The organism is Paracoccus sp. (in: a-proteobacteria) (assembly GCF_030538655.1).
Taxonomy (GTDB): Bacteria; Pseudomonadota; Alphaproteobacteria; order Rhodobacterales; family Rhodobacteraceae; genus Paracoccus.
The window spans coordinates 12,481-36,704 of record NZ_JAUNTO010000025.1; the positions used below are offsets into that span (position 1 = coordinate 12,481).

The following is a 24,224-nucleotide window of genomic DNA, read 5'->3' on the forward strand; positions in this document are numbered from 1 at the left end:
GAGATCATCCAAACGATAGGTGCTTCCATGTCCAAAGCCTTTGCGCCCACGCAGGCCAAACCCGGTGTCATCACCGCCAACCATCTGCGCGAAGGTCATAACGTGTGGATGTGCGACGGCGGCTGGACCCATGATCCGCGTCAGGCCACCCTGTTCGAAGACGAAGCCATCGCCCAGATCGCCCTGATCGAAGCCCTGGCGCAGTCCGACATCGTTGTCGGCCCCTATCTGATCGAGGCAAAGCGCGGCCCCAACGGCCCCGAACCGACCCATTTCCGCGAGGCGTTCCGCCAGCACGGGCCGACTAATTACAGCCACCGCGCACAGCCGTCCACGCCGTTCCAACCTGCCCGCACCCGCCAGCCGGAGACTGCCGATGTTTGATTCCCGCACGACCTCGGATGATTATATCCGTCACCGCGCCGCACAGTTCCGCGCGCAGGTCGCCCGCCGCCTCGATGGCTCGCTGACCGAGGATGAATTCCGCCCGCTGCGGCTGATGAACGGTGTCTATCTGCAATTGCACGCCTATATGCTGCGGGTGGCGATCCCCTATGGCACCATCAGCCCGACGCAAATTCGGATGCTGGCCGAAATCGCGGATCGCTGGGATCGCGGCTATGGCCACTTTACCACGCGGCAGAACATCCAGTTCAACTGGCCCAAGCTGGTGGACGTGCCCGATATGCTGGATGCGCTGGCATCCGTGGGGATGCACGCGATCCAGACCAGCGGCAACACCATCCGCAACACCACCACCGACGTGTTCGCCGGTGCCGCCGCGGATGAAATCGAAGACCCGCGCCCATGGGCCGAAATGATCCGCATGTGGTCCACCGACCACGCCGAATTCCAGTTCCTGCCGCGCAAGTTCAAGATCGCCATTTCCGCCGGGGCCAAAGATCGCGCCCTTGTCGCCGCCCATGACATCGGGCTGCGCATCGTGCGGCAGGACGGGCAGACCGGCTTTCAGGTCTGGGTCGGCGGCGGTCTGGGCCGCACCCCGATGCTGGGTCAGGTCATCCGCGAATTCCTGCCCGCCGAAGACCTGCTGCCCTATCTTGAGGCGATCATCGCCACCTACAACCTGTCGGGGCGGCGCGATAACAAATACAAGGCGCGGATCAAGATCACCGTGTCCGAACGCGGCATCGACGTGTTCCGCGCCGAAACCGAGGAAGAATTCGCCAACCGCCGCCGCGCCTTTACCGGCGCCGACCGCGATGCGTTGGCCAGCTTTCGCGAACGCTTTGCCGCGCCGGAATTCCGCGTTGCGGAGACTGGCGCGTTCGACGCCGCCCGCGCCGCGCGCCCCGGTTTCCGATCGTGGAGCGATACCAACCTGCATCCGCACCGCGCGCCGGGCTATACCTCGGTCGTGGTGACGCTGAAATCGCCGGGCGTAACGCCGGGCGATGCCACCAGCGACCAGATGCGCCTGATCGCCACGCTGGCCGAACAGTTCGGCCACGGCGACATCCGCATCAGCCACGATCAGAACGTGGTGCTGCCGCATGTCCATAAATCCGATCTTGAGGCGGTCTATGACGCGCTGCTGGACGCCGGGCTGGCCACCGCCAACGCCGGGCTGACCAGCGACATCATCGCTTGCCCCGGCATGGATTACTGCGCGCTGGCCACCGCCCGGTCGATCCCCATCGCGCAGGAAATCGCCGACCATTTCCGCGCCCAGGGGCTGGAGGATGAGATCGGCCAGATGAAGATCCGTATCTCGGGCTGCATCAACGCCTGCGGCCATCACCATCTGGGCCATATCGGCATTCTGGGGCTGGATCGCGCCGGGGTCGAGAATTACCAGATCACCCTTGGCGGCGACGGGTTCGAAATCCCCGCGATTGGCGAACGCGCCGGGGCCGGTTTCCCCTATGATCAGGTCGTTCCCGCCATCGACCGGCTGATGCGCGCCTATCTGGACCTGCGCAGCGGCCCCGAGGAACGCTTTATCGACGCCTATCGCCGCCTTGGCCAAGCCCCGTTCAAGGCCGCGCTTTACCCCGAGGCCGCACATGCTGGATGAACCTCTCCAAGATCGCGCCGCGCGGCTGAATGACCGCTATCGCCATCACGCGGCGGTCGAGGTGCTGCGCCGCGCCGTGAACGACCCTGATCTGGGCCGGGTCACGCTGGTGTCGTCCTTTGGCGCGGAATCGGTGGTGCTGCTGCATATGGTCAGCATCGCCGCGCCGGGCCTGCCGGTGCTGTTCATCGACACGCAGATGCTGTTCCCCGAAACGCTGGAATATCAGGCCGAGGTCGCGGCCAAACTGGGCCTGACCAATGTGCAGGTCGTCCGCGCCTCGGATGCGGAAATCGCCCGCAACGACCCCGACGGCACCCTGCATCAGTTCAACACCGACGCCTGCTGCGATTTCCGCAAGACGATCCCGCTGGAACGCGAGCTGTCAAAATTCGACGCATGGATCACCGGGCGCAAACGCTTTCAGGGCGGGCAGCGCACCGAGTTGGAGTTCTTTGAACCCGAGGAACCCTCGCGGCTGCGCATCAATCCGCTGGCCCACTGGCGGGCGCAGGATGTGCAGGAATACATGATCGAAAACCGCCTGCCGCGTCACCCGCTGGTCGCCAAGGGCTACCCCTCGATCGGTTGCGCGCCCTGCACCTCGCCCGTCAAACCCGGCGAAGACCCGCGCGCCGGCCGCTGGCGGGGCAGCGCGAAAACCGAATGCGGCATTCATTTTATCGGCGGCAAGATGGTCCGCGGAAAGGTTCCGGCATGAGCAATATTCTGGTCCGTGACGACGGCTTTCACCCGGTTGATGCCGCCGCCGACATCACGCTGGCGCCCGAAACGACGCCCGCCGAACTGCCCGATCACCTGCATCACAGCCTGATCGCGCTGGACTTTCCGGCGATGACCGACGGGCGCGGCTTTACCTTGGCGCGGCAACTCCGCGAATTGGGCTACGCGGGCCGGCTGCGCGCCACCGGCAAACTGATCGCCGATCAATACGCCATGGCCCGCCGCGTCGGCATTGACGAGGTGGAAATCACCGCCGATCTGGCCGCCCGCCAGCCGCAGGACCAATGGCTGGCCCGCGCCGACTGGCAAGACTTCGATCACCGCGCCACATTGGCGGGCTGATCGGGGTTTCCCTGCCGCCTTGCTTGGCATAGAGATATTCAGGAATTGACCGATGACACTGGATCTTCCCGTGGCCGATACCGCTGCCCCCAAGAAAACCCTGCCCGACGCCCAGACCGTCACATCGGTAAAACACTGGACCGACAGCCTGTTTTCCTTCCGCGTCACACGACCGGCCAGCCTGCGCTTTCGCTCGGGCGAGTTTGTGATGATCGGCCTTTTGGGCGACAATGACAAACCGCTGCTGCGCGCCTATTCCATCGCCAGCCCCAACTGGGATGACGAGCTGGAGTTTTATTCGATCAAGGTGCCGAACGGCCCGCTGACCTCGCGCCTTCAGCACATCAAACCCGGCGATCAGATCATCCTGCGGCCCAAGCCCGTCGGCACGCTGGTGCTGGACGCGCTGCTGCCGGGCAAGCGGATGTGGTTTCTGGCCACCGGCACCGGCATCGCGCCCTTTGCCAGCCTGATGCGCGACCCCGAAACCTATGAACGGTATGAGCAGGTCATCATGATGCACACCTGCCGCACCGCCGAGGAACTGACCTACGGCCGCGAACTGGTGGAAAACCTGCGCCATGACCCGCTGCTGGGCGAACTCTATGGCGAGGATTTCGCCAACCGCCTGCTGTATTATCCCACCACCACGCGCGAAGATTCCCCGCTGATGGGCCGGATCACCGATAACCTGACCTCGGGCAAGGTGTTCACCGATCTGAACCTGCCGCCGATGAACGTCGAAAACGACCGCGCCATGGTCTGCGGCAGCCTGGCCTTTAACGTCGATGTCAAAGCCGTGCTGGAAGGCTTTGGCCTGCGCGAAGGCGCCAACAGCGACCCGCGCGAATTCGTCGTCGAAAAGGCCTTTGTCGGCGACGGCATCTGACGCACCGTCATGGCGCTGGCATTGACAGAAGGGCGGGTTCATGCGAACCCGCCCTTTGTCCCCTTAATCATGATTTCCGGTTTCTCATGGCCTCCTCTGTTTTCTCTGCATCGGCGCTTTTTCTGAAACAGCGCGCGGAACGGGTGGGGAACAGCCTTGCCTATCGGCTGCATTTCCCGCGCAACCAATATGCGGGCCTGCCCGACGCGCAGCCCAAGGCAACCGGCAAGATGATCCCGTGCCGCACCGCCCTGTTCGATCCCGATCAACTGGATCGCGTCACCGCATGTGGCTTTGGCCGGGAACTGCACAGCGAAGTGATGAAGGTGACAGCCACCGCCTTTCTCGAAGTGTCGGCCGACGTGTTCGAGCTGGGACCGGCGACGGTCGCGGGCGGCATGATATTTTCACAGCATGGCCGCTATTTCATCGGGCCAAAGCACCCCAGCTTTGGCCAGATCCGCGCCGCGGAACAGATCGACGGCCCGGTGGTGCTGGCGAATTCGACGCAGGGCCTGAAATATTTCGGCCATTGGCTGGCGGATGATACGCCGGTGTTCGAACAGTATCGCGACCACCCCGGCCTGCTGTCCCTGCCCCGCCCGACATGGACGGACGCTGCCGCCTATGAACAGCTTTTCGATCACAACTGGCACGAGGTTGCGGCCTTTTCCACGCCCTCGCTGACCGTGGTGCGCGAACTGGGCTTTAATCTGTCCAAGGCCGAACGCTTGACCCGCCTGCGCGACCGGATACGCAGCAAGATCGCACCGGCGCAACCGGGCCGGATCGTGTTCATCCGCCGTGGCGGCAGCGGCGAAAGCCGCGACATCGTTAACTGGCCCGAACTTGAACCCGTGCTGCAACAGGCGGGGATCACCATCCTGAATCCCGAAGGCGATACCGGCGAATTCGTGCGGCAATTGCTGGATGCTTCGCTGATTATCTCGGTCGAGGGCAGCCAGATGTGCCATGCGGTCTATGGCATCCGTCAGGGTGGGGCCATTCTTGTGCTGCAACCGCCAGACCGCTTTTATAACCCGCATCACGAATGGGCGCGGCTGATGGACATCGCCTATGGCTTTGTCGTCGGCCAGACCGCCGAGGGTGGCTTTACCATCGACGCCGACGAATTGCTGTCGATGGCCGACCGTCTGCTGACCACCACCGGCAATCTGCCCGAAGTGTGATCCCTCATCACGCGGTTATCACGTGCCTTTTTGGAACCCTTGGCGCAGGGGATGGTTATGCTGTGGTCAAACGACCGTTGCAGCCAGCGAAAAGGACTGTTCATGCGCCGCATCATTCAGAATTCGACCGCCCTTGCCGCCATACTGGCCATGATCGTGCCGCAGGCTGGCATGGCGGAACTGCGTATCGGCAACGATGTTGCCGCCGAACAAGGCCCGGTGCGGGCGGAACGGATGCCCGGACTGGCCGGGGTGCTGGGGCAGGAACTGGCCAACGGGCTGACGGCGGACGACCTGCAATGCGCCAGCGGCACGGAACGCCCCTGTGACAACGCCGATACGCTGGTGACGCCCCAGGGCGTAACGGTGCAGGTGGCGGAAAACGGCAGCATCGTTCTGGCTCCGCGCGATCATCAGATCAACATGATGGGTGAAGATGGCGCTGTCGTGCCTGCCAGCGGCGCCGCTCAGGCCGAAGCCGCCGCCATCGAGGCCGAAACCGAGGCCGCGCAGGATGCCGAACAGGCCGCCGACAAAGCCGCCCTTGCCGCAGGCGAGGTTCAGGCCGCCGCCGATGAACCCGTTTCGCCGTCACAAGACGATCTGGCCGCCGCGCTGCAAGCCGCTCAGCAGGAAACAGTCGAGGCCGCGCCCGAACCCGAACCTGAACAGCCTGAAGCCACCAGCATCGGGCAGGTGGTCGATCAGGCCACCGATGCCGCGCGTGACACCGCCGCCGATGTGGCCGATTCCGTCGCCGATGTGGCGGGCAACGCGGCAGAGGCCACCGCAGCCGCCGCAGCAGGCCTTGCCGCCGCGCTGACCGGCGAGCAGGCGACCGCGCAGGTCGAGATAACGCCCCCCGCCGCCGATGCCACGCTGGTTCTGTCCGACAACGAAACCTCGCAGACCCGGCAACAGCGGATGCCCCGTCTGGCCGAAGTCCTGCGGGCCGAGGTCGCCAGCGGGCTGACCGGCAGCGATCTGACCTGTGAAACAGGCGCGACACAGCCCTGCGGTGATGGTGTCGCGCTGATGACCCCCGGCGGCGTGACCGTCGAAACCGACGATCAGGGGCGGCTGATGATGGCCCCTGCCGCGCGTCAGGTTTACCGCGTGGCCGACAATGGCACGCTGCAACTGCGCGCGCCCGAGGAAGACACCCCCGAAACCGCCGCCGCCACCGAAGCCGCCTCGGAAACCGAGGCCCCCGCCGCTGTCGCGCTGAATGACGATGCCGTGGCCGACGCCCCCGCCATCGAACAGCTTGTCACCGAAGCCAACACCCGTTCATCCGGCGAGGATTTCGAATCCAGCCTGCGCGATGCCTTGGCCCAATCCGGTCAGTCATTGCAAACCGCCCCCGCCGAGGGTGGCCAGCAGGCACGCGGCAGTTCGTCCGATCTGGCCCGCGCGCTGATCTTGGGCGCAGGTGCTGTGGCCGTGGGCACCATGCTGAACAACAATCGCCAGGTCGCCCTGTCCACCGATGACCGCGTGGTTGTGACCCGCGCCGACGGCAGCCAAGAGGTCATCAAGGACGAAGTGGCCCTGCTGCGCCAACCCGGCAGCACCGTCACCACCGAAAACTTCGATGACGGGTCGTCGCGCACCATCGTCACCCGCGAAGACGGCAGCCGCGTCGTCACCATCCGCGACGCCAATCTGCGCGTGCTGCGCCGCACGCTGATTTCAGCTGACGGCACCCGTACGCAGCTGATCGACGACACCGCCGATGTGACGCCGGTGGATGTCGGCGCCCTGCCCCCGCCCGCGCGCCCGGTGCCCGTCACCAATCCGACCAGCGAAGAACAGCTGCGCGCCGCGCTGGCCGCCGAAACGCAGGCGAACCGCCGCTTTACCCTTGGCCAGATCCGCAACATCCCCGAGGTGCGGGCGCTGGTCGCCCCGGTCGATGTCGCCGCGATCACCTTTGACACCGGATCGGCCGCGATCAAGCCCGATCAGGCACGGCAACTGGCGACGCTGGGCAAGGTCATCTCGGACGCCGTGCGCGCCAACCCGCGCGAGATCTTTATGATCGAAGGCCACACCGACACCGTAGGGGCCGAGGCGATGAACCTTGCCCTGTCTGACCGCCGGGCGGAATCGGTGGCCCTTGCGCTGACCGAATATTTCCAGGTGCCGCCGGAAAACATGGTGGTGCAGGGTTATGGCGAACGGTTCCTGAAAATCCGCGCCGAGGGCGACATCCGCGAAAACCGCCGCGCCTCGGTCCGCCGGATCACCGACCTGCTGCAAACCGCGTCGAACTGATCGCCCCGGAAATGGTGAAGGGCCAGAGGTAAACTCTGGCCCTTCGTGTCGCGCCAACCCTCCCGGCCCGGTGGGGCCGTCCCCCTAAAGATGGCGCGGAAACTCGATCTTGGGGCAGCGGTCCTGAATTACGGTCAACCCGGCATCACGGGCACGCTGCGCCGCCGCATCGTCGCGCACACCGATCTGGGTCCAGATCACCCGCAGATCGGACAGATGCGCCATCGCCTCGTCCACGATCGCCGCAACCGCGTCAGAGCGGCGGAAAATATCCACCATCTGCACCTCGGCATCCGCCGGAATCGCGGCCAGATCGGGATAAACCGTTTCATTCAGAATCGTGGCGCCCGCATGGCCGGGGTTCACCGGGATCACCCGCATGCCGCAGGATTGCAGATAACGCGCCACACCCCAGGACGGGCGGTCGGCATTCGGCGAAAGACCGACAACGGCCACCACCTTCACCTGCCGCGCGATCTGCGCGATGACGGCATCTTCTTCGGATGTATCCTCAGGCTGCAAAAGAATTGCACCGGACATAACCACCTCGTCCCAAATTCCGGGCAATCTGCCACAGAAAAAGCGCCCGGTCCAGAAGGCCGGGCGCAAGTCGCGGAACGAGGGACAGTGATCCGAACATGACCGTTCCGGGGCCATGTTCAGTCAATCAAATGGTTATACCGGGGATAAAGTTCCATAGCCTTCGCGAAAACGTGACTTTTTCCTGCCGGGCTGGCGCCTGGTCAGTTGTCCAAAGCGGCGAAATTCCGGCGCGCATCGTTCAGCACATCACGTGGCGCCGTCATCAGCATATGCCGGGCCGAATCGGATCGGGTCAGATACAGCCTTTCGCCGATCACGACGAAAAAGCGCGGATCGCCCTTTTCCTCGCGCCCGTCGGACAGGGCAACAGGGCACAGCCCACCGAAACCGGGCGCATAGGCGCGCGGGTTCGCCTCGAACGCCAGCCGGTGCTGATCGTTGGCGAACATCCACAAATGCCCCTTCCAGATGGTGTGAATATCGGCACGCCCCGGCACCGCGCGCCCCTGATCCTGAAACCCGACCGGATCATAGCCTTCAAGCGCCCAGTCCTGCGCGGCGGCGGCACCCGCCAGACAGGTGGTCACGGCGGCAAAAGCGATGGACAGGGCGGATCGGAAAATCGGTCGGATCATGGCAGAGCTTGACGGCTTGGCTGGGGCGGACCCTTATCATCTGGCAGCAGGCAGACGGATTCTCAACGCATGGCCGCAAGGTTTCGCATAATAGTGAAAAAGCGTGTCCCGCCTGCCTCAGCCCTGCGTCGCGGCATACAGCGAAATCGCCGCCGCATTCGACACATTCAGCGACCCGAAATCGGCTGCAAAGGGGATGCGCACCACATGATCGCACAGCGACAGAGTGCGCGCCCGCATCCCCGGCCCCTCGGACCCCAGCACCAGACAGATCGCCCGCCCCGGCAGATCGGCCAGCACATCGGGCAGGGTCGCCTCGCCCGTGCCATCCAGGCCGATCAGGATAAAGCCCATCTCGCGCAGGGAAATCAGCGCATCGGCCAGGTTCGGCACCCGCAGATAGGGCTGGCGCTCCAACGCGCCGGATGCCGTCTTGGCCAAGGCCCCGGTTTCCGGCGCAGAGTGGCGGGCGGGGGCAATCACGGCGCGCGCGCCGAATACCTCGGCACTGCGCAGGATCGCGCCGACATTATGCGGATCGCTTACCCGGTCCAGCGCCACGACCAGCGGCCGGGCCGCGCCGGGCACATCGCGCAGCGCCACCTCGGAAAGACTGCCCCAACGCAGCGGTTTCACCTCGATCGCAGCGCCTTGATGCACGCTTTCCTCGGCAATCGGCACGGTCTTGGTAAAGACGCGCGGATCGACGATCTCGGCCTCCATCCCAAGGTTTACGCCCAGCCGGTCGGCGGCATTGCGCGTCAGCACCAGTCGCAACTTGTCCCGCGCCGGATTGGCCAGCGCATCGCGCACCGCATGAAGCCCGAACAGCCAGATCGTTTCCGCCGCCGCAGCCCGCCGCGCGCGTTCTTTGTCGATCACCCAAGCCGGCTTGCGCGCGCCACCTTTGCTGTCTGCCATCGGCTTTCCTTTCCTTCTGCCCGGCTGTTGTGCGGCGGATCGGCAGGCAATGGCAAGGGCACGCGCCACCACCCGCGCCGCACAGACATCTTTCACCGCGCCCCAAAGTGCGCATTTGGGCAAACGGCACGCCCGCCAGCCGCCGCTTTTCCCCGGCACCGCTCTGACAGGCGGCCCCGGCATCCTGCTTGCCCAAGGCTCTGTCTCGGTTGGGCATCTGATCGGTTTTATTCTGCACGATTCCAGCCGCATTTTGCAAAGGCCCCTACCCCGTAAAGCAAAACTCACTCTCCTTCAGGAAGGCTGACCTTTCGTAGCCCGTTGCACGTCTGACGACAGCCCTTGGCATAGCGCCACAAGCTTTCGATCCCGTTAACATCGCCATTTTTCTGAACACTGGCACATTTGTTCATGCCGTGACGGCGCGAAAGCCAGCCTCGATCAGAGTTGTCATCGCCTGTGGCTCCGCCGGGCAGACAATGTGAATACGCCCCTCATCAACAGGAAAGGCATTGATAAAGAAAAATTTTTACAATCCGCCGACGCCCCGCCCCGTTCAAGGATGCCCAGGACAGGGGGGCGGCACCGCTCTGCCCATGGCGGCGGCCCTTGCTTTCTGTTTGTCTGAAAGACGCGCCTCGGGGCAGATCGCGCGCAACCACAACCTGCCCGGACTCAGCCCGCAACGCGCGCTGCCTGTGTACAGCTTGTGTACAGCCTGTGCACAGGTGGTGCACAGGCTGTGCCGCCGAAAACTCAATAAACGCTGGCGTTTTTGCGCAAGTGTTGCGCCGCCGTGCATCGCGCAACGCGCGCAGGCTGTTGCGCTGGACTGTCGCGCCGCTTCGCGCTAGGCCACAGCCATGGAACACGCAAAGCCCCCTCTGACCCTGTATCTGGCCGCGCCGCGCGGATTTTGCGCCGGTGTGGACCGCGCGATCAAGATCGTCGAACTGGCGCTGCAAAAATGGGGCGCACCCGTCTTTGTCCGGCACGAGATCGTGCATAACAAATATGTGGTTGATTCTCTTCGTGAAAAAGGCGCTGTCTTTGTCGAGGAACTGGATGAATGCCCCGATGACCGCCCGGTGATCTTTTCGGCCCATGGTGTGCCGAAATCCGTCCCGGCCGAGGCGCGGCGACGCGATATGGTATTCGTCGATGCCACCTGCCCGCTGGTCTCCAAGGTCCATGTCGAGGCTGAACGCCATCATGCCGAAGGGCTGCAAATGGTGATGATCGGCCACGAAGGCCACCCGGAAGTCCTTGGAACAATGGGGCAATTACCTGAAGGCGAGGTTATTTTGGTGGAAACCGTCGCCGATGTGGCCACGATCACACCACGCGATCCGGCGCGGCTGGCCTATATCACCCAGACCACGCTTTCGGTCGATGACACCGCCGAAATCGTGGCCGCCTTGCAGGCGCGCTTTCCAGCGATCATCGGCCCCGCGAAAGAGGACATCTGCTATGCCACCACCAACCGTCAGGCTGCCGTCAAGGCGATTGCGGGGCAGATCGACGCATTACTGGTGATCGGGGCGCCGAACTCCAGCAATTCCAAACGCTTGGTCGAGGTGGGCCGCGCCGCCGGCTGCGCCTATTCGCAACTGGTGATGCGCGCCGATGCCATCGACTGGCGCGCCATCCAGGGCGCGCGCGCGGTCGGCGTGACCGCCGGTGCCAGTGCCCCCGAAGTGCTGGTGAACGAGGTTATCGACGCCTTTCGCGACCGTTATGACCTGATCGTGGAAGTAGTGGAAACCGCGCAGGAACGGGTCGAATTCAAAGTGCCGCGGGTTCTGCGTGAAACGGTGTGACCGGGGGCGCTTCGCCCCCCGGACCCCCAGAGGATATTTATGGACAGAAGATGCCCATGACACTGTATTCGATGCCTTCTTCCGGCAACAGTTACAAGGTTCGGCTTTTGCTGGCGTTGCTGGGAAAGCGCGTTGAAATTGTTGATGTCGAGGATGCCTCGCCCGAATTGCAGGCCGCCAAAGAGGCCGGCACATTGCCGTTCGGCAAGGCTCCGGTGCTGGAGCTGGATAACGGGCGGCGCCTGGCGGAGTCGAATGCGATCCTGTGCTGGCTGGCGGATGGCAGCGATTTTGTGCCTGCCGCTCCCTTTGACCGCGCGCAGATGCTGTCCTGGATGTTCTGGGAGCAAAACCAGCATGAGGGCGTGATCGCCGTTCGTGGGGCGCTGAATTACTATCCATCAAGGGCACATCTTGCGACGCCAGAGCGCATGGCTGAATTGCTGGAGCGCGGTCACGCCTTGCTGGCGCTGATGGAGGCACGGCTGGCCGCGCATGACTGGCTGGTGGGGGATGCTGTCTCGCTGGCCGATATTTGTCTTTACGCGTATACACATACGGCGGGCAGCCGGGGCGGGTTCGATATAACACGCTTTCCGGGGATGAGCCGCTGGCTGGATCGTGTGACCGCACTGTCGGGTTATGTGGGGCTGGATGCCTGATCTTTTCGCCTGGACCGATGGCGCGTGCAGCGGCAATCCCGGCCCCGGCGGCTGGGGCGTTTTGATGCGCGCCATGGATGGGGAAACCATCATCAAAGAGCGCGAGTTGCAGGGCGGCGAAGCTGACACCACCAACAACCGCATGGAGCTGATGGCCGCGATTTCCGCGCTTGAGGCGCTGACGCGCCCCGCCAGCATCGTCATCACCACCGATAGCGCCTATGTGAAAAACGGCGTCACCCAGTGGATTCATAGCTGGAAGCGCAATGGCTGGCGCACCGCCGACAAAAAGCCGGTCAAGAATGTCGAGCTGTGGCAGCGGCTGGATACGGCGCAGGCGCGGCATCAGGTGGAATGGCGCTGGATCAAGGGCCACGCCGGTCACGCAGAAAACGAACGCGCCGACGAACTGGCCCGCGCCGGGATGGAGCCGTTCAAATGACGCTGGCGGCGCTGGTGCTGGCGCTGGACTACGCCTCGGCGCTGATCTTTGCGCTGACCGGGGCGCTGGTGGCCAGCCGCAAGCAGTTGGACCTGACCGGGTTTGTGTTCATGGCGGCGCTGACGGCAGTTGGCGGCGGCACGCTGCGCGACCTGCTGCTGGATCGTGCGCCGCTGGTCTGGGTGGCGCGGCCCTCGCTGATCGTGATGGCGGCGGTTGCGGCGGTCATCGTGTTCTGGACGGCGCATCTGCTGGAAAGCCGGGCGCGCGCCCTGTTGTGGCTGGATGCCTTTGCGCTGGCGATTGCGGTGCCGGCCGGGGTCGGGGTTGCGATGGGGGTTGGCGTGTCACCGGTCATCGTGGTGCTGATGGGGATCGCCACGGGCACTTTTGGCGGGCTGATGCGCGATGTGGTCGGCAACGAAGTGCCGATGATCTTTCGTCAGGGCGAGTTGTATATCACCGCAGCCTTTGGCGGCGCGCTGACGGCGGTGCTGCTGGTCTGGCTGGGCCTGCCGCAGCCCGCCGCGCTGCTGGCCTGTGCAGCGGTCGTGTTGGCGCTGCGGATTGGCAGTATGGTGTGGGGCTGGGCCTTGCCGCTGTATAAGCCAAGGCCGCCGCGCCAGCCCTAGGCTGTGAACATCAGGCCGGGGTCCAGACCGCCATTTCGGTGCCGCCCGGTTCGCGGAACTGAAACCGCCGCCCGCCGGGAAAATCGAATATCTCGCGCGTGATTTCGGCCCCGGCGGCGGTGATGCGGTCATAGGCGGCCTGAAGATCGTCAGTTTTCAGGATAATCAGCGGCGCGGCATGGGCGGCGCATTCGACCCCTCCGCCAATTCCGGCGCCCTGAATATCGCGATAATCCGGGCCGTAATCGACGAAATCCCAGCCAAAGGCGCGGGCCATGAAATCCTGCGTTGCCGACAGATCGGGGCTGTAGAACTCGACGTAATCAATCTGCAAAGGGGGCGTCATAAAGGTTCCTTTCATCGCAGGACAGGTGGCCCCGGCACGCGGTCGCGCAGATCCTGCACGCCCATGCGCAACCCCGCCCCGATGCGGTGCGCCAAAGCCGACCAAGCGGCGGCAGGTTCAGGCGGCAATGTGCGCCGCAGGGTTTCGTCGAACAGCGCCAACCACGGAGTAAAATGATCGGCCCGCACATCTCCGGCCGCCATATGAACACGCATCGGGTTGCCGTCATAGCCGCGTTCATATCGGATAGCGTTGCGCCAGAAGGCGGCGATCTTGGCCTCGTGTTCGGGCCAGTCGTGGACATGGCGGCTGAACACCGGGCCAAGCACTTCATGCCGACGGATCGCGGCATAAAATACCGCCACAACGCGGTCGATCTGTTCAGGCGAAACGTCAAAGCGCGGCGGGATCATGGCACCATGATGGACCATGCTCACCCGCCGGGCAAGTCGCGGCACGATGCGCCGCGGCGCGCTCAGTTCCCGATGGGGGTATAGACCACCTCGGGCTGCCAATCGGCGGGTGCCTGATCGTGGATCGCCCAAAAGGTATCCGCCACCGGCCCCGCATCCCGTCCCTGTGCATTGACGAAACCTTTCACCACCAGCGCGGCGACATGCACGCCGTGGGAGCGGAAATCCTCGAACAATGCCTTGGCGATGGTGTGGATGCCCGCCTTGCCGATGCTCAGCGACAGATAGTCGGGATGCGGACGCAGGCCAAACCCGCCGCCGGTCAGCAGGATCGTGCCCGAACCGCGCGCCTTCATCGCGGGCGCGGCGGCATGGATCGCGGCCAGCGCGCCGCCAATGTTCACTGCAAGATCGGCGTTGAAACTGTCCAGCGGCTGTTCGGTCACACTGCCCTTGCGGATCTGCGCAGCGTTATAGTGCAGCACGTCGATACCGCCCGCGTCTTCGACTGCACGGATCAGCGCAGCAACCGCCTGCGCGTCGGTGGCATCGACGACGTGGGCCTCAACCGAGCCACCCATCTGCCCCGCCAGCTCTCTCAGATGGTCGGCATTGCGCGCAGCCAGCACGACGCGAAAGCCCTGTGCCGCGAATTTTTGTGCGGTGGCAAGGCTCATGCCCGGACCAGCGCCGATAACAAAATAGGTTTTCATGGTGATCTCCTGTCGATTGTATGAAGCGAATATAAACCCTATGGTTTCCGCTATAATCCCACCTGACGGCATTTGACTGATGCAACTTGGTCCGCAATCTTTCGACGAAATCGCCGCCTTTGCCGCCGTGGCCGATCAGGGCAGCTTCGTGGCGGCGGCGCGGGTGATCGGAGTGGATGCCTCGCTGATCTCGCGCCGGGTGCGGCGGCTGGAGGAACACCTGGGCACCCGACTTTTGGCGCGGACCACGCGGCAGGTCGCTCTGACCGAGGCGGGCGCGCGCTATCACCTGCGGGTGCGCGATCTGCTGGAGCAATTAAGCGCCGCCGGGCGCGAAGCCGCCGACCTGGCCGCCACCCCGCAAGGTGTGCTGCGCGTCTCGGTCCCGCAGAGTTTTGGTATGCTGGCCATCGCACCGCTGCTGGCCGGTTTCGCCGCCAACTGGCCCGACATCCGGCTGGAGTTGAGCCTTTCGAACCGCCGCGTCGATCTGGTTGCCGAAAGCTATGATCTGGCGATCCGCATGGGCCAACCGCAAGACAGTTCGCTGACCATGCGCAAGCTGGGTGAATACCGCGATATTCTGATTGCCGCGCCCGGCTATATTGCCGCGCAGGGTATGCCGGATCATCCGAGCGATCTGGCGGGCCACGCCTGCCTTGTCTTTACCGGCAATGCGTTCTGGCCCGACTGGTCGCTGACCGATGGGCAGCACGTGCATGAATTGCGCCCGCACGGGCCGCTGATCTGCGACAGTTCCGACGCGCTGATGGCCGCCGCTTTGGATGGGGCGGGCATTTTGCTGGCAACGGACTGGCTGGCACGTCCGGCGCTGGCCTCGGGGCGGCTGGTGCGGGTGCTGCCGGGCTGGCAGGGCCGAACCCAGGGTGCGATCCATGCGCTGATGCCGCCCGGACGGATGATCCCGGCCAAGGTGCGGGTGTTTCTGGATGCCCTGACTGAAAGCCTGACCGCACTTTGACGGGGGGCGGCAAGGCTGCTATTCCCCGGCCATCCGGTCGCAGCCCACCCGGTCAAAACAGGAGCCATCATGTCCCATTACACCGACAATCTGACCCAGCTTGGACAGGCCACCCCCCTGCCGCAATCGCCTGACGAGGCGGTTCTGGAACGTGTGCCCAACCCGCAGGCCGGGCAAGTGTATCTGGTGCGCTTTACCCAGCCCGAGTTCACCAGCCTGTGCCCGATGACCGGCCAGCCGGATTTCGCGCATCTGGTGATCGACTATCTGCCCGGCGACTGGCTGGTGGAATCCAAGTCGTTGAAACTGTTTCTGGGCAGCTTTCGCAATCATGGCGCGTTTCACGAAGATTGCACCGTGTCTATCGGCCGCCGTCTGGCCGATCTGCTGTCGCCGCAATGGCTGCGCATCGGCGGCTATTGGTATCCGCGCGGCGGGATGCCGATTGATGTGTTCTGGCAGACTGGCACGGTGCCACAAGGGGTGTGGGTGCCCGATCAGGGTGTGCCTGGCTATCGCGGGCGTGGGTAGGGTTCCATCGCAGCGACCGGGGACCAGCCCCCGGACCCCGGCGTATTGATCGCAAACAGAAAACACGGGCCGCTTTGGCGGGAATGCGCCCTTGCGGCGGTGGCGGCGCGTTTTTATACAGGCGGACATGTTCTGGACGGGCCGGATTGACCGAATTATCCGCCCGGCGGCAAGGGGTTTCCTTACCGCCGGGATCATGCTTGCCTGCCACGTTTGACCAAGGATTCCGCCCCGATGAGCGACCAGACCCCCGATTATCGCAGCACCGTTTTTCTGCCCGAAACCGATTTCCCCATGCGCGCCGGATTGCCCGCGCGCGAACCCGAATGGCTGGACCGTTGGGACAGGCTGGGCATTTACGACCAGCTGCGCGCGCAAGGCGGAGACCGCGCGCCGTTCATTCTGCACGATGGCCCCCCCTATGCGAACGGCAACCTGCATATCGGCCACGCGCTGAACAAGGTGCTGAAGGATTTCATCACCCGCAGTCAGCAGATGATGGGCCGCGACGCGCGCTATGTGCCCGGCTGGGATTGCCACGGCCTGCCGATCGAATGGAAGATCGAGGAACAGTATCGCGCCAAGGGGCAGGATAAGGACGCCATCGACCCCGTTGATTTCCGTCAGGAATGCCGCCGCTTTGCCGATCACTGGGTCGGCGTCCAGCGCGAGGAATTTCAGCGGCTTGGCGTCACCGGCAAATGGGACGATCCTTACCTGACGATGAACTACCACGCCGAGGCGGTGATCGCAGGCGAATTCATGAAGCTGCTGATGAACGGCAGTCTCTATCAGGGGTCCAAGCCGGTGATGTGGTCGCCGGTCGAGAAAACCGCGCTGGCCGAGGCTGAGGTGGAGTATAAGGACCACACCAGTCATCAGGTCTGGGTGCGGTTCCGCCCCACTGGCGATGCGCTGAACGGCGCGTCTATCGTCATCTGGACCACGACCCCCTGGACTATCCCGCAGAACCGCGCCGTCGCCTATGGGCCGGGCATTGCCTATGGTCTGTATGAGGTGACCGAAGCCGAAGGCACCGCCATCGTCGGCGAACGTCTGGTGCTGGCCGATGCGCTGGCAGACGGCGTGATGGCCGCCGCCAAGGTCAGCGGCCACACCCGGTTGCGCGATGTGTCGGCGGATGAACTGGCGGGCCTGACCCTCGCCCACCCCTATCGCGGTATCGAGGGCGGCGCGGGCGAATGGGACTATGACGTTCCCATGCTGCCCGGCGATCATGTCACCGACGATGCCGGCACGGGCTTTGTCCATACCGCGCCCAGCCACGGCGACGATGACTATCAGTTGGCGCTGAAACACGGCATCCCGATGACCTATAACGTCGAGCCGGACGGCAGCTATCGCGCCGATCTGCCGGTCTTTGGTGGGCAGGCGATCATCCTGCCCGATGGCAAGGAAGGCCCGGCGAATGTGAGCAATATCAAGGCGCTGCACGGCGCGGGCGCGCTGCTCGCCAAGGGTAAGATGAAGCACAGCTACCCCCATAGCTGGCGGTCCAAGGCGCCGCTGATCTATCGCAACACCCCGCAATGGTTCGCCGCCATCGACAGGCCGCTGTCCGACGGGATGGGCGAGTATGGCGATACGATCCGCACCCGCGCGCTGACCTCGATCGACAAGCTGGTGCAATGGACGCCGCAGACCGGGCGCAACCGGATTTTCTCGATGGTCGAGGGGCGGCCCGACTGGAACCTGTCGCGGCAACGGCTTTGGGGCGTGCCGCTAACCTGTTTCGTGCGGCGCGGGACCAAGCCGAGCGATGACAATTTCCTGCTGCGCGATGAACGGGTTAACGCCCGCATCATCGAGGCGTTCGAGGCGGGCGGCGCGGATGTCTGGTATGAGGACGGGTTCAAGGCGCGGATGCTGGACGGGATCGTGAACCCCGACGATTACGATCAGGTCATGGACGTGCTGGATGTATGGTTCGACAGCGGGTCCACCCATGCCTTTGTGCTGCGCGACCGCGAGGATGGCGCGGCAGATGGCATCGCCGATCTGTATCTGGAAGGCACCGACCAGCATCGTGGCTGGTTCCAATCCTCACTGTTGCAGGCCTGCGCCACGCGCGGGCGCGCGCCTTATCGGGCGGTGCTGACGCATGGCTTCACGCTGGACGAAAAGGGCATGAAAATGTCCAAATCGTTGGGCAATACCATCGTCCCGGCCGAGGTTATCAAGCAATACGGCGCCGACATTCTGCGGCTTTGGGTGGCGCAGGTGGATTACACCGCCGACAGCCGTATCGGCCCCGAAATCCTGAAAGGCACCGCTGACAGCTATCGCCGCTTGCGCAATACGCTGCGCTTCCTGCTTGGTTCGCTGGCCGGGTTTGATGATGGCGAGCGGGTCGCCCCCGACGACATGCCCGAGCTGGAACAATGGGTGCTGCACCGCCTTGCACAACTGGATCACGCGGTCCGGCGCGGTTATGACACCTATGATTTCCAAGGCGTTTTCCAGACGCTGTTCCAGTTTTGCACGCTGGATCTGTCGGCGTTTTACTTCGACATCCGCAAGGACGCGCTGTATTGCGACGCGCCCGACAGCACGCGCCGGCGGGCGGTGCGCACGGTCATGGACATTCTGTTCCACCGCCTTGTGACATGGCTGGCCCCGATCCTGCCCTTTACGATGGAAGACGTCTGGCTGGCGCGCTTCCCCTCGGATGATGACAGCGTTCATCTGCATGATTTCCCCGCCACACCCGCTGACTGGCTGAACGAACCCTTGGCCGCGAAATGGGATCTGGTGCGCCGCGCCCGCCGTGTGGTGACGGCGGCGTTGGAAATCAAGCGCAGCGATAAGGTCATCGGTGCCAGTCTTGAGGCCGCGCCGGTCGTGCATATTCGCGACGCAGACACCATGGCAGCGCTGAAATCGGTCAATTTCCACGATGTCTGCATCACCTCGGACATCAGCCTGACCGACGATCCGCTGCCGGATGAGGCATTCCGCCTGCCCGAAATCCCCGGCATCGGTGTAGTGTTCGAGACAGCCGAGGGGCAAAAATGCCAGCGTTGCTGGAAAATCCTGCCCGACGTTGGCACCCACCAACATCCGGGCACCTGCGCCCGCTGTAATGAGGTTCTGGGCTGATGAGCTGGCATCCTGCAACAGATCGCTACGACCGTATGACCTATCGCCGCTGCGGGCGGTCGGGGCTGAAACTGCCTGCGATCAGTCTCGGGCTGTGGCATAATTTCGGCGGCGATACCCCGCATGAAACCAAACGCGCCATCTGCCGCACCGCCTTTGATCTGGGCATCACCCATTTCGATCTGGCCAATAACTATGGCCCGCCGCCCGGCAGTGCCGAGACCGCCTTTGGCGAAATCATGCGCAGCGACTTTGCCGGTCTGCGCGATCAGATCGTGATTTCCAGCAAGGCGGGTTATGACATGTGGCCCGGCCCTTATGGCGAATGGGGCAGCCGCAAATCGCTGATTGCCTCCTGCGATCAGTCGCTGCGGCGGCTGGGGGTCGATTACGTCGATATCTTCTATTCGCACCGCTTTGACCCCGACACGCCGCTGGAAGAAACCATGGGCGCGCTGGATCATATCGTCCGGTCTGGCCGCGCGCTGTATGCCGGGATTTCCAGCTATGGCCCGCAGCGCACGGCCGAGGCGGCGGCGATCCTGCGCGATCTGGGCACGCCCTGCCTGATTCACCAGCCCAGCTATAACATGCTGAACCGCTGGATCGAGACCGAGGGGCTGCTGGATGTGCTGGGTGATGAGGGCATCGGCTGCATCGTCTTCACCCCGCTGGCACAGGGCTTGCTGACCAGCCGCTATCTGGACGGCATCCCGGATGGCAGCCGCGCCGCACAGGGCAAATCGCTGCGCCCCGACTGGCTGACCCCGCAGATGCAAGGCAGCTTGCGCGGGTTGAACGATCTGGCGGCGGCGCGCGGGCAGACGCTGGCGCAGATGGCGATTGCCTGGGCCTTGCGGGATGGCCGTGTGACCTCGGCGCTGATCGGTGCCTCGCGCCCCGAACAGGTCGCCGATTGCGCGGGCGCACTGACGCGGCTGGATTTCAGCGCGGATGAGTTAGCGCAGATCGACACCTTGGCCTTTGACGGCGAGTTGAACCTTTGGGCGCGGTCGTCTGACGCCTAATCAGACCATCCACCAGCCTGCCTTTTTGATCTGCTGGCGCAGCGGCTGTTCCCGCGACGGCAGCGGCGCGCCCGCGAACATCGGCCTGATCTTTTCGCGGCCTTTGCCCTGATAGATCAGCTTTTTCGCCGGCTCCCAATCGCGCAGCAGTTTTTTGATGCGGTTGGGCGCGGCGGCCTGCTCCAACGCATCAATCGCCGCGTCGCTTTCGCGGGCATACAGCAGCGGCAGGTTGCGGTAATGACAGGTGACATCGCCATCCAGCCCGGCCAGTTCCGGGCCGGGGCGACCACCGCCAAAGGAGTGAATCACCAGCGGCAGCACGATCTGATCCAGCCACGGGTCCAGCGCCTGACAGGCCAGCGCATCGCCCGGATCATCGCGCACCACCAATGCCCAATCCAGAAACCGCCGCCCGAACTCTGCCGGATTGGCACCAAAGAACCAGCCTGCGTTGAAATAAAGGAACCGTTCCCAGTGATCCGCCTGTTGACTGGTATCCAGCGAACTGTCGAAATCCAGCCCGAAGCGCTCATACAGAGACCGCCAGATCGCCGCATAATCCGGGCCATACAGCGGCGGTTCGGGCCAAGTGCCTTCGCGCCGCATCGAGGCAGCAGGGCGGGTGAAATCGAACGGCACCTGATCCAGCGCATCCAGAACCAGCGTGTCAGTATCCAGAAACAGGAACGGCTGATCGGGGGGCAGAACCGACAGCGCCTCGATCTTGTTGCCAAAGGGATAGGCGGCGCCGAAATGCTGCGCGGTAAAGGGCACGATCTCGGCCCCCATGGCGGTCAGCGCGGCACGGATCGGGTCGCTGATGGCGGTATCATGCCCGGCCCATGCGCCTTGGGCCAGCGGTTCGGCCAAAATCAGGCGGCCCTGCCAATCGGGGGCATTGGCACGCAGCGAAGCCGTCAAGATCAGCGATTCAAACGCCAGCCGCCCATGCTGCACCACCGCCAGAATGTTGAACATGCCCGCGTTCCTTTCTTTGCCGCGCCGGATACCCGTCCCCGGATTCCCCGCACCAATATCATTCTTCTTTGCTTGGATTTACCGCAGGCCCATGTCAACCTGCCGCCAAAGAATGAAAGCAACGGATGCGCGCCCAGTAAAACGCCTGCCTTGTGCCTGTCTGTTACCGCGCCACCGGGGGCTACATCCGCGCCAACCGCGAACCCCGCGCCACAGCCGCTGTTTTCTTGGGCCGAAATTGCCGCCGGGGTGCTGATGATCGGCGATCTTCGGATCAGCGTCACCGGCCTGTCGTTCTGGGGTGGGGAAAACATGCAGACGCGGGCGGATACCGCCGAGGTCAGCAGCGCCAACAATTGCTTTTGCCCGAACGCAATCATGATTGCCGCCTTTACCGGGCAAAGCCAGATCAGCCTTTCGCACCTGGCCGTCGATTTCGACTATCTGGCCTTGACCGTTCCTGCCCTGCTGCAAGAGCTTTGGGATGATCCATCCTTCCGCCGCGACAGGCTGCGATCTGCCTATTTGATGGTGCAGGATGACGGCCTGTGGCAACAGGTGCCGTCAATGCTGCCACCCGATACCTTTGCCCGCAGCACTGGACCAGATGGTGACAGCCCCACCCGGCAACGCCCTGCACGAGGTCGAACAGGGGCTTGTCACCGCGATCAGGCTTATCCGGACTCCGCTTTTCACAGGCGTTACCCTCTTATTGCGGGGGAGGAAGGTCACGAAATCGCGTTATCGCGAAGGAAAAGTATCTATTTTCACCGCGCAGGAATCCCATTTGGGGAAAATCACCTACAAAGACAAATAAATCCGTATCACCTGCATATCCGGTGAATGCAGCCGATCCGACTTTGCGCTATCCGGCTGAAATACGCAAAACGCCCGCAGCGGTGGCGGGCGGTTGTCATTGTGGCGCCTGGCTCAGAACATGGTGTTGTCGTTTGCCGCCTCGGTCGGAACGGGCTGGATCACGTCCCAATGCTCGACGATCATGCCGTCCTCGACGCGGAAGATATCCACGACGGCCTGACCGGGATCATCCGCGCCATTGGTCGAATGGATATGCAGCCAGACCAGATCACCATCAGCGGCAGAACGCACGATCCGTGCCTTCGATTCGGGGTTTTCAGCGAAAAAGCCGGTGAAATACCCGACGAACGGCTCTTTCCCGTCAGGAACCTCGGGGTTGTGCTGAATATAGTTATTCGCCACCACATCCGCCGCGCCTGCATCATGGCGGTTAAAGAATCCGTCATAGAATTCAAGAACAAGCTGGCGGTTGGCCTCTTCCTGCGCCGCATCCCGCTCTTGTGCGAGGGCGGCGTTCCCGCTCAGCACCAAAGCGGCACCAAGGACAAAGGGCTGCATCAATCGGATCATGGCTCTTCCTTTTCAAAAAAGGGACGCGAGCGACATAATGACGCGTATTATCCAGCATAGCCTTGAGCAGACCACCCACAAGCAAAAACGCCCGCAGCCTTCGGCCACGCGCGTTCCTTCAGGCATTCGCGTGGCCTGACGGTGCAGGCCGAGGCGCTGGATCAGCGAGGTATAGCGAGCCTCGTCCTTGGCAGTCAGACAGTCCAGCAACTTGCGGCGCTGAGCGACCATCATCAGCAGCCCGTGTCGGCTGTGAGTGTCTTTCTTGTGGCTTTTGAAATGCTCGGTCAGGGTGGCGAATTGGGCTTGGTCGCGCAATCGGGCCGGATCACAGCCAATATCTGCCAGTCAGCTTTAATACGACGCGCTGGCAGTCATCCGATCAGGTCATCGAGATATTTCACCCCCGCTTTTCCAACGCTGCCCCCGTGCCACCACTGGCCCTGCTGACCACGCCCGATGGCCGTGATGCGCGCGCCGCCGGGCTGGCACTGGCGCGGGACCGCCCTGATACCCTCTGCCGGGTCTTGATTGATTGATGCGGGCAACGGCCGTGAACTCATGCCACAGGCTCAAGGCCAGGCAATGCCCGCGACGATATCCGCGACCTTCTGGACATTATCGCCGCTGCCGCGAAGGCAACTTTACCCACGCGGCAGCGCAGCGTGACGTCTCGCAATCCGCGCTGTCGCATCGTATCCGCGATTTCGAGGAACGGCTGGGTGTAAGGCTGCTGAACCGCGCCACCCGCAGCGTTGCCCCGACCGAGGCAGATGCCCGGCTGTTGGCCGACATCACCCCACGGTTAGAGGCGGTAACATCCGCGTTAAACGCGCTGGCCGATATGCGCGACGCCTCGGTCGGGCTGATCCAGCTGTCGGTGTCCGCCCATGCGGCGGAAACGGTGCTGTGGCCGGTTTTGCCCACATTTCTGGCCCAATATCCCGATATTCAGATGGAACTGGCCGTCGATCACGGCTTGTGGACATCGTGAAAGAGGGTTTTGACGCGGGTATCCGTTTGGGCGAGGCGGTGGACCGCGACATGATCGCCCTACGCATCAGTCCCGATCTGCGCATGGCCACCATCGCAACGTCCGGCTATCTTGACCACCCCGGACGCCCGCATGATCCGCGCGATCTGATCAAGCATAATTGCGTTAACCTGCGCTATCCCTCGACCGGGGTCTATGCGTGGGAATTTCAGCAGGGCAGCCGTGAATTGCGGGTGCGGGTCGAGGGGCAGATCGTGGTCAACAACTCGGCCCAGGCGCTGACCACAGCGCGGGCCGGGGTCGGCATCGCCTATATCCCCGAAGATCTGGTGCAGGCGGATCTGGAATCGGGCCGGTTGGAACGGGTGCTGGAAGGCTGGTGCCCACCGTTTTCAGGCTTTCACCTCTACTATCCCAGCCGCCGCCAACATTCCCGCGCCTTTGCGCTGTTCCTGGATATGCTGCGCCAGAGCAGTCAGGAATGACGATCGCATAAAGCTTTTCCATTTCTGAAGCTATAATGACATCTTTAAACTCAAGTGCCGGGCTAGGCTCCAGACTTCGGTAACGGGGTCGTCTCAGTCAAGCGGTT

Annotated in this window: 26 protein-coding genes and 1 pseudogene; 18 read left to right on the plus strand and 9 right to left on the minus strand. The window is 63.5% G+C overall.

All coding sequences use genetic code 11. The features are described 5' to 3' along the window. Window positions 1-27 precede the first annotated feature (27 nt). The 7 genes from Q4G22_RS13695 (at window position 28) to Q4G22_RS13725 (ending at window position 7,480) form a co-directional block, all read left to right on the plus strand. Window positions 28-384 carry a DUF2849 domain-containing protein gene (locus Q4G22_RS13695; RefSeq protein ID WP_303386453.1) on the plus strand — a complete coding sequence of 119 codons (357 nt, stop codon included), beginning with the start codon at window positions 28-30 and terminating at the stop codon, window positions 382-384. Continuing rightward, entirely contained in the window at window positions 377-2,038 is a 1,662-nt protein-coding gene (locus tag Q4G22_RS13700; protein ID WP_303386454.1) for a nitrite/sulfite reductase, read from the plus strand. The genes Q4G22_RS13695 and Q4G22_RS13700 overlap by 8 nt, the downstream gene beginning before the upstream one ends. Beyond that, window positions 2,028-2,759 carry a phosphoadenylyl-sulfate reductase gene (locus Q4G22_RS13705; RefSeq protein ID WP_303386455.1) on the plus strand — a complete coding sequence of 244 codons (732 nt, stop codon included), beginning with the start codon at window positions 2,028-2,030 and terminating at the stop codon, window positions 2,757-2,759. Before Q4G22_RS13700 ends, Q4G22_RS13705 begins: the two co-directional genes overlap by 11 nt. After that, window positions 2,756-3,124, plus strand: coding sequence for a DUF934 domain-containing protein (locus Q4G22_RS13710; protein WP_303386456.1), 369 nt, complete (start codon window positions 2,756-2,758; stop codon window positions 3,122-3,124). The genes Q4G22_RS13705 and Q4G22_RS13710 overlap by 4 nt, the downstream gene beginning before the upstream one ends. A gap of 52 nt (window positions 3,125-3,176) precedes the next feature. Then, window positions 3,177-4,013: a ferredoxin--NADP reductase gene (locus tag Q4G22_RS13715; RefSeq protein ID WP_303386457.1), complete on the plus strand. Its 837-nt coding sequence runs from the start codon at window positions 3,177-3,179 to the stop codon at window positions 4,011-4,013. 86 nt (window positions 4,014-4,099) lie between these two features. Beyond that, entirely contained in the window at window positions 4,100-5,203 is a 1,104-nt protein-coding gene (locus Q4G22_RS13720; RefSeq protein WP_303386458.1) for a glycosyltransferase 61 family protein, read from the plus strand. A 102-nt stretch (window positions 5,204-5,305) separates the two neighbouring features. Continuing rightward, the gene (locus tag Q4G22_RS13725; protein WP_303386459.1) at window positions 5,306-7,480 is read left to right on the plus strand and encodes an OmpA family protein; all 2,175 of its coding nucleotides are present in this window, start codon (window positions 5,306-5,308) and stop codon (window positions 7,478-7,480) included. Window positions 7,481-7,564: 84 nt separating this feature from the next. On the opposite strand, the gene Q4G22_RS13730 is transcribed toward Q4G22_RS13725, so the two are convergent. From Q4G22_RS13730 to Q4G22_RS13740, 3 genes are all read right to left on the minus strand, one after another. Next, on the minus strand, window positions 7,565-8,020 hold the full coding sequence (locus tag Q4G22_RS13730; protein WP_303386460.1) for a CoA-binding protein: 456 nt from the start codon (window positions 8,018-8,020) through the stop codon (window positions 7,565-7,567). 203 nt (window positions 8,021-8,223) lie between these two features. Then, window positions 8,224-8,658 (minus strand): YHS domain-containing (seleno)protein, encoded by a 435-nt coding sequence (locus Q4G22_RS13735; protein WP_303386461.1) that lies wholly within the window; start codon window positions 8,656-8,658, stop codon window positions 8,224-8,226. Between the two features lie 117 nt (window positions 8,659-8,775). Further along, window positions 8,776-9,579, minus strand: coding sequence for an RNA methyltransferase (locus Q4G22_RS13740; protein ID WP_303386462.1), 804 nt, complete (start codon window positions 9,577-9,579; stop codon window positions 8,776-8,778). An 863-nt stretch (window positions 9,580-10,442) separates the two neighbouring features. Here Q4G22_RS13740 and ispH point away from each other — a divergent pair. The 4 genes from ispH to Q4G22_RS13760 are packed head-to-tail and all read left to right on the plus strand — an operon-like array spanning window position 10,443 to window position 13,135. Further along, on the plus strand, window positions 10,443-11,399 hold the full coding sequence (gene ispH / locus Q4G22_RS13745; protein WP_303386463.1) for a 4-hydroxy-3-methylbut-2-enyl diphosphate reductase: 957 nt from the start codon (window positions 10,443-10,445) through the stop codon (window positions 11,397-11,399). Window positions 11,400-11,449: 50 nt separating this feature from the next. Then, window positions 11,450-12,061 carry a glutathione S-transferase family protein gene (locus Q4G22_RS13750; RefSeq protein WP_303386464.1) on the plus strand — a complete coding sequence of 204 codons (612 nt, stop codon included), beginning with the start codon at window positions 11,450-11,452 and terminating at the stop codon, window positions 12,059-12,061. Further along, complete coding sequence (gene rnhA, locus Q4G22_RS13755; protein WP_303386465.1) at window positions 12,054-12,503, plus strand: ribonuclease HI; 450 nt, start codon at window positions 12,054-12,056, stop codon at window positions 12,501-12,503. Before Q4G22_RS13750 ends, rnhA begins: the two co-directional genes overlap by 8 nt. Continuing rightward, a complete protein-coding gene (locus Q4G22_RS13760) occupies window positions 12,500-13,135 on the plus strand; it encodes a trimeric intracellular cation channel family protein (protein WP_303386466.1) in 636 nt (211 codons plus the stop codon). Before rnhA ends, Q4G22_RS13760 begins: the two co-directional genes overlap by 4 nt. A 10-nt stretch (window positions 13,136-13,145) precedes the next feature. Here the strand turns inward: Q4G22_RS13760 and Q4G22_RS13765 are convergent, their stop codons facing one another. The 3 genes from Q4G22_RS13765 to Q4G22_RS13775 are packed head-to-tail and all read right to left on the minus strand — an operon-like array spanning window position 13,146 to window position 14,607. Further along, complete coding sequence (locus tag Q4G22_RS13765) at window positions 13,146-13,481, minus strand: VOC family protein (protein WP_303386467.1); 336 nt, start codon at window positions 13,479-13,481, stop codon at window positions 13,146-13,148. A gap of 11 nt (window positions 13,482-13,492) precedes the next feature. Then, complete coding sequence (locus tag Q4G22_RS13770; protein WP_303386468.1) at window positions 13,493-13,912, minus strand: group III truncated hemoglobin; 420 nt, start codon at window positions 13,910-13,912, stop codon at window positions 13,493-13,495. 44 nt (window positions 13,913-13,956) lie between these two features. Then, window positions 13,957-14,607 (minus strand): SDR family oxidoreductase, encoded by a 651-nt coding sequence (locus tag Q4G22_RS13775; RefSeq protein ID WP_303386469.1) that lies wholly within the window; start codon window positions 14,605-14,607, stop codon window positions 13,957-13,959. A 79-nt stretch (window positions 14,608-14,686) separates the two neighbouring features. Here Q4G22_RS13775 and Q4G22_RS13780 point away from each other — a divergent pair, with 79 nt between their 5' ends. The 4 genes from Q4G22_RS13780 to mgrA all read left to right on the plus strand — a co-directional run bounded on the left by Q4G22_RS13780 (window position 14,687) and on the right by mgrA (window position 20,268). Then, window positions 14,687-15,589 carry a LysR family transcriptional regulator gene (locus Q4G22_RS13780; RefSeq protein WP_303386470.1) on the plus strand — a complete coding sequence of 301 codons (903 nt, stop codon included), beginning with the start codon at window positions 14,687-14,689 and terminating at the stop codon, window positions 15,587-15,589. 69 nt (window positions 15,590-15,658) lie between these two features. Next, on the plus strand, window positions 15,659-16,120 hold the full coding sequence (gene queF, locus Q4G22_RS13785) for a preQ(1) synthase (protein WP_303386471.1): 462 nt from the start codon (window positions 15,659-15,661) through the stop codon (window positions 16,118-16,120). Window positions 16,121-16,354: 234 nt separating this feature from the next. Next, the gene (ileS, locus tag Q4G22_RS13790; protein WP_303386472.1) at window positions 16,355-19,240 is read left to right on the plus strand and encodes an isoleucine--tRNA ligase; all 2,886 of its coding nucleotides are present in this window, start codon (window positions 16,355-16,357) and stop codon (window positions 19,238-19,240) included. Beyond that, a complete protein-coding gene (gene mgrA, locus Q4G22_RS13795) occupies window positions 19,240-20,268 on the plus strand; it encodes an L-glyceraldehyde 3-phosphate reductase (RefSeq protein ID WP_303386473.1) in 1,029 nt (342 codons plus the stop codon). The genes ileS and mgrA overlap by 1 nt, the downstream gene beginning before the upstream one ends. On the opposite strand, the gene Q4G22_RS13800 is transcribed toward mgrA, so the two are convergent. Next, on the minus strand, window positions 20,269-21,249 hold the full coding sequence (locus tag Q4G22_RS13800) for a hypothetical protein (RefSeq protein ID WP_303386474.1): 981 nt from the start codon (window positions 21,247-21,249) through the stop codon (window positions 20,269-20,271). On the opposite strand from Q4G22_RS13800, the gene Q4G22_RS13805 reads away from it, so the two are divergent. Next, window positions 21,220-22,092, plus strand: a complete 873-nt coding sequence (locus tag Q4G22_RS13805; RefSeq protein WP_303386475.1) for a hypothetical protein — start codon at window positions 21,220-21,222, stop codon at window positions 22,090-22,092. The two genes, Q4G22_RS13800 and Q4G22_RS13805, sit on opposite strands and share 30 nt — an antisense overlap. Window positions 22,093-22,179: 87 nt before the next feature. Here the strand turns inward: Q4G22_RS13805 and Q4G22_RS13810 are convergent, their stop codons facing one another. Both Q4G22_RS13810 and rpsO read right to left on the minus strand, forming a co-directional pair. Next, window positions 22,180-22,638 carry a nuclear transport factor 2 family protein gene (locus tag Q4G22_RS13810; RefSeq protein ID WP_303386476.1) on the minus strand — a complete coding sequence of 153 codons (459 nt, stop codon included), beginning with the start codon at window positions 22,636-22,638 and terminating at the stop codon, window positions 22,180-22,182. A 138-nt stretch (window positions 22,639-22,776) separates the two neighbouring features. Next, a pseudogene (gene rpsO, locus Q4G22_RS13815) lies at window positions 22,777-22,944 on the minus strand (30S ribosomal protein S15); the annotation flags it as partial. A gap of 247 nt (window positions 22,945-23,191) precedes the next feature. Between rpsO and Q4G22_RS13820 the strand changes: the two are divergent. Both Q4G22_RS13820 and Q4G22_RS13825 read left to right on the plus strand, forming a co-directional pair. After that, entirely contained in the window at window positions 23,192-23,632 is a 441-nt protein-coding gene (locus tag Q4G22_RS13820; RefSeq protein WP_303386477.1) for a LysR family transcriptional regulator, read from the plus strand. Beyond that, a complete protein-coding gene (locus Q4G22_RS13825; protein ID WP_303386478.1) occupies window positions 23,620-24,117 on the plus strand; it encodes a LysR substrate-binding domain-containing protein in 498 nt (165 codons plus the stop codon). Before Q4G22_RS13820 ends, Q4G22_RS13825 begins: the two co-directional genes overlap by 13 nt. Window positions 24,118-24,224 lie beyond the last annotated feature (107 nt).